The following is an 11,395-nucleotide window of genomic DNA, read 5'->3' as shown; positions in this document are numbered from 1 at the left end:
TGTCTGCCCGGCGCGGCTACCCTGGTCAGATGAGGCGCTCAGTGCTCGTGTCTTTCCTGATGGCGGTGGCCGTGCTGCTGACCGGCTGCACACTGAACGCCGGGTCGAAGTTCGCCGACGAGTACGAGCGGTATCTGGACGGCCGCGACGACGTGATCGCCTATCAGGTGCGCGGCCACAACGACCTGCCCGGGCAGGGGTCGGCCGACACGCGCGTGGACCTGGCCGACGGGCTCACCGACGCGCAGATCGCCAAGGCCGTCGGCGAACTCGCCGGCCATCCGAGCCAGCGGTCGATCGCGCATCACAATCTGGCGGTGTACTTCGACACCCCCAATGCGAGCGGCCGACCGGCGCGCGTCGCGGTCTTCGTCCGCACCGGCGACGACCCGCTGCAGGACACCTCCGCGCGCGCCCTCACCGAGCGCATCGGTCAGGTGCGGGCCTTCGCGGCGACCGATCCGGGGTTAACCGAGCTCTCCGCCTACATCAGCGAGTTGCGTGCGCAGACCGACGGGGACCCGTTCGTCTCCGCGGACGCGCTGACCGCGTATCTCGAGACCGAGCCGCCCGGAGTCCGTCGTCTCACCGCCGCTACGGGGCGGGTCGGATCGCTCGGTGCGGTCAGCTTCGATGCGGGCGACTCGGTGGCGGCTCTGCGACCGATGCGGGAGCTGCTGGCGACCCTGCCGCCCGGACTGATCCCGTTGCGCTGGTGGGCCAACTCGGAGATGCCGGTCGACACCGCGGAGTTCGAGGTGGACCTTCCCACCGGTACCGATCCGGCGGTGCTGGCGGGCCTGGAGCAGCGGGCCGCCGCACTGGGCGTACCGCTGCGCGCGCTAATCGCTCGGTGAGGTCCGACCGTACTTGGCGTGCAGGGCGCGGAATTCGCGCATCGCCTCCACGGCGTCACCGCCGTCGCGCGCCTGCACGGCCATGACCGGAATGTGCTCGTCGTAGTCGAATTCCAGGCGGCCCCACTGGGCCTTGTCCGGGTAGGCCAGGCCGCGGACGGCATCCCACTCGTAGAGTCGTTCGGACACCAGGTTGCGCACCCCGACGCCACGCGGTCCGACCCGCAGACGCGACCGCGTGAACAGCAGCAGTGCACCGCAGATCACCAGGCCGATTCCGATGAGCGCGAACTTGTCCCCCCATCCGATCTTGACGCCGGTGTACGACACCGACAGCAGCAGGCCGAACGTCACGTGGATGGCGAGCACCACGGCGATCGCGATGGCCACCAGCCGCATGATCGCCTTGGGCCGATACACCATGTCCCACTCGGCCGCGGTGTCCGCCGCCCGCTCGGCCGGCGCCGTTTCGGACCGGCCGGACTCGGGTTGCTCCGGGTTCATCGTGCGGCGAGCTCGCGCAGGGTCAGGGCGGAGGCCAGGGCCGCGGTCATCGCCTGCGCGCCCTTGTCCTCGGACGAGTCCGGCAGCCCGGCGCGGTTGAGCGCCTGCGCTTCGTTCAGGGTGGTCAGCACGCCGTTGCCGACCGGAGTCGACTCGTCCAGCGAGACCCGAGTCAGGCCGGCGGTGACGGCGTCGCAGACGTACTCGAAGTGCGGGGTCTCCCCCTTGATCACCACGCCGAGCGCCACCACGGCGTCGTGCGTGCGGGCCAGCGCCTGGCTGATCACCGGCAGTTCGATCGCTCCGGCCACGCGCACCACGGTGAGATCGGTGACGCCCGCCGCGGTGGCTGCGTTCACGGCACCGTCGAGCAGCGCGGTGCAGATCACCTCGTGCCACTGCGAGGCGACGATCGCCACGCTCAGTTCACCGGCGTCCGCCAGCTCCAGGGTGGGTTCTCCGTGGCCGCTCACGCGCCGGTTCCTTCCTTCTCGGCGACGACTGCCTCCGCGGCATCGTCGAGTCCGGTGAGATCGTGACCCATCCGGTCACGCTTGGTCTGAAGGTAGCGCAGGTTCTCCCGAGTGGGCCGCACCGGCATCGCCACCCGCTCGATGATCTCCAGCCCGTAGCCGTCCAGGCCCACGCGCTTGGCGGGGTTGTTGGTCAGCAGTCGCATCGAGCGGATTCCGAGGTCCACCAAGATCTGCGCTCCCAGACCGTAGTCGCGGGCGTCGGCGGGCAGCCCGAGGGCCAGGTTGGCGTCGACGGTGTCCGCGCCGCCGTCCTGAAGCTGGTAGGCCTGCAGCTTGTGCAGCAGACCGATGCCGCGGCCCTCGTGGCCGCGCATGTAGAGCACCACGCCGCGCCCCTCGGCGGCCACCGCGGCCAGCGCCGCGTCCAGCTGCGGACCGCAGTCGCAGCGCAGGGACCCGAAGACGTCGCCGGTGAGGCATTCCGAGTGCACGCGCACCAGGATGTCCTCGCCCGGCTTGTCGCCGCCGGTCAGGTCGCCCATCACCATGGCGACGTGCTCGACGTCGTCGTACGGGCTGGAGTAGCCGACGGCGGTGAAGTCGCCGTGCGCGGTGGGAATGCGGGCCTCGGCCACGCGCACCACATGCTTCTCGTTGCGGCGCCGCCACGCGATCAGGTCGGCGATCGAGATGAGCGCGAGGCCGTGCTCGTCGGCGAAGACGCGCAGCTCGTCGGTGCGCGCCATCTCCCCTTCGTCCTTTTGGCTGACGATCTCGCAGATCACGCCGGCCGGGCGCAGGCCGGCGAGGCGGGCGAGGTCGACGGCGGCCTCGGTGTGGCCGGGGCGGCGCAGGACGCCGCCCTCCTTGGCGCGCAGCGGAACCACGTGCCCGGGACGGGTGAAATCGTGTGCGGCGGTGTCGGTTTCAGCCAGCTTGCGAATGGTGGTGGCGCGGTCGGCGGCGCTGATGCCGGTGCCGATGCCCTCGCGGGCGTCGACGGTCACCGTGTAGGCGGTGCCGTGCTTGTCCTGGTTCACCGAGTACATCGGCGGCAGACCCAGGCGGTCGCAGTCCGCGCTCTCCAGCGGCACGCACAGGTACCCGGAGGTGTAGCGGACCATGAAGGCCACCAGTTCCGGCGTCGCCATCTCGGCGGCGAAGATCAGATCGCCCTCGTTCTCGCGGTCCTCGTCGTCGACCACCACCACGGCCTTACCCGCGGCGATGTCGGCGAGCGCACGCTCGATGCTGTCCAATGGCACGTTGGCGGTGCTCTCACTCATGTCGCTCATTCGCCCTTCTCCTGGCGCGAGGTCCCCGCGCCCGTCAGTCGTTCCACGTATTTGGCGATCACATCCACCTCGAGATTCACCGGACTGCCCACCTCGGCCAGCCCCAGCGTCGTCTCGGCCAGGGTGGTGGGGATCAGGGAGACCTCCAGCCACGGTCCGTCGTCGCCCGCACCGACGGCGGAGACCGTCAGCGAGGTGCCGTCGAGGGTGATCGACCCCTTCTCCACGACGTAGCGTTCCAGGTCGGCGGGAAGGCCGATCCGCACCACCGTCCAGTTCGGGGTGGGCGAGATCGACGCGATGGTGCCGACACCGTCGACGTGGCCCTGCACGATGTGTCCGCCGAAGCGTCCGTCGGCGGCCATGGCGCGCTCGAGGTTGACCGGCGCGCCGGGCGACAGGTCGGCCAGCGAGCTGCGTCGGAGGGTTTCGGCCATGACGTCGACGGTGAAGATGCCGTCGGCGTGTTCGACGACGGTCAGGCACACTCCGTTGACGGCGATCGAGTCGCCGTAGGCCGCGTCACTGGTGACCAACGGTCCGCGGATCGAGAAGCGGGCGGCTTGGTCGAGGTCCTCGCGGGCGACGATCTCGCCGCGCTCCTCCACGATTCCGGTAAACACTTGTCTCCTTTTAGCGTCCACGCTCGGGGACGACAAGTGGCGACCCGGTGCCGCACTGGCCGTTCTCTCGCTTCCGGACTATCACCGTCGGCTCCGGGATCACACCGGAATCTGCTGTCCCCACGCATGGCGTGGGCGCTCGCGGGCTGGGATCGGGGTGAGCCGATCCATTACCGCCGGTGGGGAATTGCACCCCGCCCCGAGAACTCACCGTCGACGCTAGCACGACCGGGCGTCGGCGTGTCGGCGTGCTCGGGGCGACCACCGCGATCAGTGCGCGGACAGCGTGATCAGCAGGTCCTCGCCGAGCACCGCGATCGACTCCCGCCGCAGGTGATGGGCCTGCGCGAGGGTGGTGACGGAGCTATCGAGGACCGCCGCGCGGCCGTCGCCGAGGATGGTCGGCGCCAGGTACGCCTGCACCTCGTCGACCAGACCCGCGGCCAGGAACGCGCCGAGCACCGCGGGGCCGCCCTCCACCAGGATCCACAGGGCGTCCGGCAGGGCCGCGAGCACGTCGCGCGGGTCGTGCGAGCGGACCTGCACCAGCGGTGCGGCACCGTCGCGCAGGGTGGCGTCGGCGGGCAGGTCGCGGTGGCCCAAGACCGCGCGCGCGGGCTGATGGGCGTGCAGCGTGCCGTCGGGACGGCGCGCGGTGAGCGACGGGTTGTCGGCCAGGGCGGTGCCGGTGCCGATCACCAGGGCATCCAGGTGCGCGCGCTGGGCGTGCGCGTGCGCGCGCGACTCGGGGCCGGTGATCCACACACTGGTGCCGTCCGGCGCGGCGATCCGGCCGTCGAGGGTCGCGGCGATCTTGGCGGTGACCAACGGACGGCCCTGGGCTTGGCGGAACAGCCAGTGCCGCAACGGACCTCGGCGCGCCTGCTGTTCGGCGACGCCGCCGACGACGGTGACCCCGGCCGCGGCCAGGGCCGCCGCTCCCCCGGCCGCCTGCGGATTCGGATCGGCCACCGCATAGTGCACCGCGGCCACTCCGGCATCGAGCAGGGCCTGCGCGCAGGGGCCGGTACGTCCGGTGTGGTTGCAGGGTTCCAGCGTCACCACGGCGGTGCCGCCGCGGGCCGCGGGACCGGCCTCGCGCAGCGCCATCACCTCGGCGTGCGGGCCGCCCACCGGCTGCGTGCGGCCGACGCCGACCACGGTGCCGTCGGCGTCGAGGATCACCGCACCGACCGGCGGGTTCGGTGAACTGACGCCCACTGCCGCCGCGGAGGCGGCGAGGGCGGTCGCCATCGCCTGCTCGATCATCGTCGCCGTGATCCCCACCGGACTCAGCGTGCCGCGGTGGCCAGTGCCCGCAGCTGCGCGACGCGGGCCGCGGGGTCGTCGCCGCCGTACACGGCCGAACCGGCCACGAAGCAGTCCACTCCGGCCTCGGCGGCCTGTTCGATGGTGTCCGCGGCGATACCGCCGTCGATCTCGACGATCAGCTTGAGCTGCTCGGCGTCGATCACCGAGCGCAGCTCGCGGACCTTGTCCAGCACCTCGGGCATGAACTTCTGGCCCCCGAAGCCGGGTTCCACGCTCATGATCAGCAGGGTGTCGAACTCCGGCAGGATCTCCAGGTACGGGGCCAGCGCGGTGCCCGGCTTGATGCCGAGACCGGCCTTGCCGCCGGCCGCCCGGATGTCGCGCGCCACGCTCACCGGATCCTCGGTGGCCTCGGCGTGGAAGGAGACGTTGTAGGCGCCGGCCTCGGCATAGGCGGGTGCCCAACGGCCCGGATCGGTGATCATCAGGTGGCAGTCGAGCGGGATGTCGGTGGCCTTCAGCAGCGACTCGACCACGGGCAGCCCCAACGTCAGGTTCGGGACGAAGTGGTTGTCCATCACGTCCACGTGCACCCAGTCCACGCCCGGATCGACGTCGGACGGGCCCACCTTGGCCACCTCATCGGCCAGATTCGCGAAGTCGGCGGACAGAATCGAGGGCGCGATCATCGGCGCGGGGCGTTGGCACATGGCCCCGAGTCTACGACGACACTCAGCCGACACCTCCGTCCTCCATTCGGGGGACATTCCCGGTGCATACCGTTGCAACTGGTATTAGTTCGTCGTGACTAGCCGCGAGCCCCGTCCACCGCAACCGCCGTATGGTGGTCCGCCGCAGCAGCACGGTGGGCGGCCGCAGCAGCACGGCGGTCAGCCGGCCGAGTTCCCGACCACGGGGATTCCGACAACGGGGATTCCGACCAGCCGGATCTCGCTGAATCGGATTCAGCCGCCTCCCGGTGCTGCGCCGCCCCCGTCTGCGCCGCGTTCATCTGTGCCGCGTCCCCCGCTGCCGCCCGGGCCAACCGTTTCGCCGGAGGCTCCCGAGGAGAAGCCCTCGGGAGCGCGCGCGTTCCTGCGGTCGCGCCGCGGCGCCCTGCTGCGGTGGACGGCGCTGGTGCTGGGTCTGCTCCTGATCGGCTGGTCGGCGGGCTATCTGCTGATGCCACGGACGGCCACCGCCGATCAGATCTCCATCCCCAAGGAGGCCTTCGACCGGACCGCCACCCGCGGGGACATGCCGTCGCTGGTGGGCCTGAACCGGGACACCGCCACCGCGGCCCTCGGAGATGCGGGGATCAGCGGCATCCCCGTCGAATACGCCGATCGGCCCGCGGCCGGTCCGCCGGGCACGGTCATCGGCCAGACGCCCGCGGCCGGCATCGCCGTGGACGAGCGGATCGTGCTGACCGTGTCCGTGCCCGCACCGATGCCCGACATCGTCGGCCAGCCGAATCGGGAGGCCCGCTCCGCGCTGGAGGACCTCGGCGCGATCGTCACGATCACCACCGCCGTCGACCCCGCCGCCACCGCCGGGGCGGTCCTGCGGACCGAACCCGCGGCCGGGACCACCATGCCGCTGTCGGTCACCATGGTCGTCGCCGATCCGGGCGACGCGTTGAGCCTGTCGACGGTGTCCTCGGTGGACTCGTCCAGTTGCTCCACGTCGCGGTCGTCGAGCGTCGCCGGCCGGACGCTGGCCAACAACCTCACGTGCACGCCGGGATCGTCGAAGAAGGCCGAGGTGGAGTACGCGATCAACCGGAACGCGACCGTCTTCGAGGCCACCGTCGGAACCGACGATACCGAAGGCACCGGGCGAGCGACGGTCACCGTGTTCGGCGACGGCCGACCGCTCAAGACGCTCACGGTGAACCTCGGCAAGTCCGAGGACATCCGCGTCGACGTGCGGAACGTGATGCGACTGGGAATCGTGGTGACCGCCGACGGCGGCGACCAGTCCCCGACTGTGGTCCTCGGTGACGCGCGCCTGCGCGGCTCCGCGGACGGCCTCGATCAGATCGCGGGTCGCCGATGATGCGCCGCATCCTCAGCCTGCTGGTGGCAGTGCTTCTGGTGGTGACGGCGGCTCCGTGGATGCCCGGCGGCACCGGCAGTGTGCGGGCCGAACCGAAGGTCAGCGGACCGGGCACCACCCTCGTGGTGATGGACACCTCCGGCTCCATGTCGGCCGAGACCGAGGGCGGCGCGACCCGCCTCGACGAGGCCCGCAGCGCGGTCCTCAAGACCGTCGACTCGCTGCCGACCGGCGCTCAATTCGGGCTGATCGCCTACCCGGGCAACGGCCGGGAGGTGGACGGCTGCTCGATCGGCGACGAGGAGATCAAGCTCGGACCGCTGGAAGCCGGCTCGGTGGCCACGGCCGTTCGACGCCTGACCGCCGACGGCGACACCCCCACCGGGCCGGCGCTGCGGCATGCCGCGGACCTGATCAAACGCGCCGGCGGAAACGGCACGATCATCGTGGTCAGCGACGGCCAGGCCAACTGCGGCTCCTCCGACCTGTGCGCGGTAGCGCAGAGCATCGCCGCCGACGGTGTCGGCATCCAGGCGCACACCGTGGGCTTCCACTACGACGACGACCAACTCTCGTGCGTAGCCAAGATCCTCGGCGGCAGACACGTCAACGTCACCGAGCCCGGAGCGCTCGATTCGGTGCTCGAGGAACTCAGCGGCGCCCGCTTGGAGTTCGATCTACAAGTGCCCAAGGAGATGGCCGAGGTACCAGGCACCGGCACCCAGGGCTCCACCATCACCGCCACCGTCCGCAGCACCGGCCAGCACCCGGCCAATAACGTGCGCGTGGCGATCGAGGTGACCGATCCCGACGGCAAGCCGACCCAGCTGTCGGTCCCCCGCCCGGTGCGCTTCCTCGGCAATCTTGCGCCGGGCGGCAAGCCGCGCACGGTGAGCATGACGATCCGTCCGCCGGAAGGGTCGATCGGCGACTACCGGGTACGCGCCACCGCGCATTCGGTGAACACCGGACCCGTCCAGCAGACCGGCGCGTTCCGGGTCGTCGGGAAGACGCCGATGGCCGGACTCCTTGGTGACGCCCGGTCCGTCGCCGTCCTGGGCGATTCGTACTCTTCGGGAGAGGGCACGAGCCGCTACTTCGGCGGCACCGACGACCCAGGTGGCAACAACTGTCACCGATCCGAATTCAACTACGGCGGAGTGTTGTTCGGCTCCCAGGCCTACACCATCGCTTGTTCGGGTGCGGTGACATCGGATCTCACCACGTCGCAACCGCTGCCCAGTCGCGAGCACGGCGAGATCCGCACCCACGAACGACCCCAGCTCGAACGACTTCATGAGGTCGCCGGTGATAGGCCGGTCGACGCGGTCATGATGACGCTCGGCGGCAACGACATCGGGTTCGGTCCCGTCGTTCGGGAGTGCATTCAGGGGGATTGCCGCAAGGGCGCCGCGTTGGCTAGAGAGAAGGCCTCGGAGGAGACCTTCGTACTCGGCCTGATCCGGGCCTATCAGTCGGTGGATCGCACCTTGAACGATGCGAGTGCGCGGGCACAGCGCGGCGATCGTCAGGCGCCGATCGTGGTGCTGCCCTATCCGCGGCCCATCCCGACCAATGACCAGATCGCGGGCGATAAGAACGAGATGGGTCAGCTGAAGAATGGTCACCTGTGCATGACGGGTACCTCCGTCGACGAGTTGCGCGCGCTCAACCCCATGCTCGATACGCTCAACGCCAGCATCCGGCTGGCCGTCGACATCGCCCGCTCCGAGGGAATTCCGGTCTACTACGCACAGGAGATCGTCGAGGCCTTCCTGCCGGATCATACGATCTGCGATTCAGATTCCTACGTGGTGAACAACGTGCCGGCCAACGCTCTTCCGCGGAATCATCAGCAGATCGCGCACCCGAACAGGAAGGGCTATGACGCGATGGCGAAGGTACTCCGAGCCTGGTCACAGGTCACTGCCCCGATGCCGACGGCGGCTGATCGTGACACCAAGTATTCCGATGTGCCCATTCTCGGTACATCGACGGCCGATCGGGTGAGTGGAGTGATCGCGGCCCCCGCGCGCAGGCTCGACCTGTTTGAGCCCGGCAGCCTGGTGCAGAAGAAAGAGCCGGGGTACGCCAAGGACGGCGTGGTCACCATCACGGTGAACTCGACTCCCCGGATGGTGGGCGCGTTCGTGGCCGACGAGAACGGAGCGGTGAACGCCGCCTTCCGGCTCCCCGCGGACCTTGAGCCCGGCCGACACACCATCGTGGTCACCGGGCTCGACGCCCAGGGCAATCCGAAGGAGAGTCGCACGTCGATCACCGTGCTGCCCCGGTACAGCGGCATCATGGCGGTGGTGTTCCTGGTCGGTGTGGTCCTCGCCGTCGGCGGCGCCTTCTCCCTCCGTCGGGCCCGCAAACGTCGCGCGGCAGCCTCGACGGGTTAGCGTGCGTGGCCCGCTCTCTGGCAAGAATTCGTCGACAGTCGTTCGTGAAGGCTGGGTGGCAGACGTCATTCTTGTCGGAGGGCGGGTCTACCATGGCGATAGAACACCAGAACGAGATGAAGGTGTTCTGACTCGCTTGGGGAGGTGAGTAGCCATGGCACAGCGAACCGCTTCGATGTGGCCCGACGCCGACCTGACCGGCTGCGGTCTTCCCGCTCCCGGCACCGACCTCGCGAACCTGCCCACCGCATGCGTCGTCGGCGCGATCACCGCGACCAAGAACGGACACTGCTTCCTCGACTGGCAGCTCTTCCAGTTCGCGCTGTCGCTGCACTCGCGTGTCTGCGCCTCGACGAGCGACCTCGTCGCGACCCAGAAGTCGCTGATCGACGCCGAAGCCCAGACGACCCTGGAACTGCAGATGAGTCTGGAGAGCACCCAGTACGCCGCCGAAGCCCTCCTCGCCGACGCCCTCGACGCCCGCGACCGACTACCGCGCGTCTACGCGACCATGCGACTCGGGCTGATCGATCGCGATCGCTTCCATCGGATCGCCCACGAGACTCGCCTAGTGGTCGACGAAGCCCTCATGAAGCAGATCGACGCACTGATCGCGAAAGAGATCCTGGGCGCCCATCGCGGCTACACGTCGATCTCCGTCACCAAGACCGGTGCGCTGGCCCGCCGACTCGTCGCCGAGAACGATCCCGATGCCGCGCGCCGCGAACGCGAGAACGCCAAAGACGGCCGCAGCCTCGGCCACCAGTCCCTGGAAGCCGGCATGGCGCAACTGTTCCTCACCGCGACCGCCGAGGACGTCCGCCTCGCGCGGCAGATGCTCGACGCGGTCATTGCCGGCCGCTGCCCAGACGACCCCCGCACCAAGACTCAAGCCCGTTCCGACGCCGCCATCGCCCTCCTGCAGCGCAAACCGTTCACGTGCGAATGCGACAGCGACGGCTGCACCGCGCAGATCAGCGAGGTGGAGCTCGACGCGCGGGCTGCCCGCATCGTCGTGCACGTCCTGTGCGATGCGACCACCCTCGAGGGTGGCGACAAGTGCGGCTACCTCGACGGACACGGCCCGATCTCGGCCGACCATGTGCGGGAGATCGCCGCCCGCGGTGATGCCGTAATTCACCAGCACCGTCTCGACGACCTGCTCGAACCCAGCTCCGCGGCCGGACACGACTCTGCTGCGCGTCCCGAGGAGGCGGCGCTGCATCGACGAGCACCCCGCTCCGACACCCCGGACGAGCGCCGGGGCGATGGCCCGCGGCGTCCCATCGACAACGGTGGCGAACCCGCCGCAATGATCGCCAAGACCTCGCTGCCGAGCGACCCGTACCGCCCGAATCTGCTCACCGACCTCATCGCGCGCTTCCTCTGGGGCACCTGCTCCATCCCCGGCTGCGAACGAGCAGCCTTCGCCTGCGATCTGGACCACGTGGCCGAGTTCGACAACGTCCGACCCGACCTCGGCGGACCCACCTGCATTTGCAATCTGCTTCCCAAGTGCCGCTATCACCATCTGGTGAAAACAAATCTGGAGGGCTTCGTCGACGACCTCTGGATCGACTCCGACGGGCGCTACCACTCGAGTGTGACCACGCCGTTGGGACAGACCGTGGAAGTCCTGGCCCCGAATCAGTGGCTGATTCCGCGACTGGCCGACTTGCGTTGCACGCACCAGTCGACCGGTCGGCACGCGACCGGCACCGCCGGCGGCACCGTCGAAGACGGCCCGCAACGCGCCCGCACGCGCACCGCGGCCAAGCATGCGCGGCGCCGCGCCGAACGCAAGGCCAACCACGACCGTCGCCTGGCCGAGCTACCGCGGCCGATCCCGGAACCAGAGTCCGACGAGCCGCCGTTCTGAAGCGTGTCGAACGCGGCGGCTCCCCG

At 69.8% G+C, this 11,395-nt stretch carries 10 protein-coding genes and 1 riboswitch; of the genes, 4 read left to right on the top strand and 6 right to left on the bottom strand.

The window, feature by feature from the left end; all coding sequences use genetic code 11:
* Positions 1-29: 29 nt before the first annotated feature.
* Positions 30-857, top strand: a complete 828-nt coding sequence (locus ACFFJD_RS11100; protein ID WP_382364046.1) for a hypothetical protein — start codon at positions 30-32, stop codon at positions 855-857.
* Here the strand turns inward: ACFFJD_RS11100 and ACFFJD_RS11095 are convergent.
* From ACFFJD_RS11095 to rpe, 6 genes are all read right to left on the bottom strand, one after another.
* Positions 843-1,361, bottom strand: coding sequence for a PH domain-containing protein (locus ACFFJD_RS11095; RefSeq protein ID WP_382364044.1), 519 nt, complete (start codon positions 1,359-1,361; stop codon positions 843-845). The genes ACFFJD_RS11100 and ACFFJD_RS11095 overlap by 15 nt on opposite strands.
* Entirely contained in the window at positions 1,358-1,834 is a 477-nt protein-coding gene (gene ribH, locus ACFFJD_RS11090) for a 6,7-dimethyl-8-ribityllumazine synthase (RefSeq protein WP_382364042.1), read from the bottom strand. Before ribH ends, ACFFJD_RS11095 begins: the two co-directional genes overlap by 4 nt.
* Entirely contained in the window at positions 1,831-3,123 is a 1,293-nt protein-coding gene (locus ACFFJD_RS11085) for a bifunctional 3,4-dihydroxy-2-butanone-4-phosphate synthase/GTP cyclohydrolase II (RefSeq protein WP_382364040.1), read from the bottom strand. The genes ribH and ACFFJD_RS11085 overlap by 4 nt, the downstream gene beginning before the upstream one ends.
* Before the next feature lie 5 nt (positions 3,124-3,128).
* Positions 3,129-3,755 carry a riboflavin synthase gene (locus ACFFJD_RS11080; RefSeq protein WP_382364038.1) on the bottom strand — a complete coding sequence of 209 codons (627 nt, stop codon included), beginning with the start codon at positions 3,753-3,755 and terminating at the stop codon, positions 3,129-3,131.
* Between the two features lie 57 nt (positions 3,756-3,812).
* Positions 3,813-3,966, bottom strand: a riboswitch (FMN riboswitch).
* Between the two features lie 59 nt (positions 3,967-4,025).
* Positions 4,026-5,024 carry a bifunctional diaminohydroxyphosphoribosylaminopyrimidine deaminase/5-amino-6-(5-phosphoribosylamino)uracil reductase RibD gene (gene ribD, locus ACFFJD_RS11075; protein ID WP_382364474.1) on the bottom strand — a complete coding sequence of 333 codons (999 nt, stop codon included), beginning with the start codon at positions 5,022-5,024 and terminating at the stop codon, positions 4,026-4,028.
* A 23-nt stretch (positions 5,025-5,047) separates the two neighbouring features.
* Positions 5,048-5,737, bottom strand: a complete 690-nt coding sequence (gene rpe, locus ACFFJD_RS11070) for a ribulose-phosphate 3-epimerase (RefSeq protein WP_382364036.1) — start codon at positions 5,735-5,737, stop codon at positions 5,048-5,050.
* A 304-nt stretch (positions 5,738-6,041) separates the two neighbouring features.
* On the opposite strand from rpe, the gene ACFFJD_RS11065 reads away from it, so the two are divergent.
* The 3 genes from ACFFJD_RS11065 (at position 6,042) to ACFFJD_RS11055 (ending at position 11,369) form a co-directional block, all read left to right on the top strand.
* Positions 6,042-7,085: a PASTA domain-containing protein gene (locus ACFFJD_RS11065; RefSeq protein WP_382364034.1), complete on the top strand. Its 1,044-nt coding sequence runs from the start codon at positions 6,042-6,044 to the stop codon at positions 7,083-7,085.
* 23 nt (positions 7,086-7,108) lie between these two features.
* Positions 7,109-9,490: a VWA domain-containing protein gene (locus tag ACFFJD_RS11060; protein ID WP_382364032.1), complete on the top strand. Its 2,382-nt coding sequence runs from the start codon at positions 7,109-7,111 to the stop codon at positions 9,488-9,490.
* 154 nt (positions 9,491-9,644) lie between these two features.
* The gene (locus ACFFJD_RS11055) at positions 9,645-11,369 is read left to right on the top strand and encodes an HNH endonuclease signature motif containing protein (protein WP_382364030.1); all 1,725 of its coding nucleotides are present in this window, start codon (positions 9,645-9,647) and stop codon (positions 11,367-11,369) included.
* Positions 11,370-11,395: the final 26 nt, after the last annotated feature.

The organism is Gordonia phosphorivorans (genome assembly GCF_042432625.1).
GTDB lineage: Bacteria > Actinomycetota > Actinomycetes > Mycobacteriales > Mycobacteriaceae > Gordonia > Gordonia phosphorivorans.
This window is presented reverse-complemented; position numbering and strand designations above follow the sequence as displayed.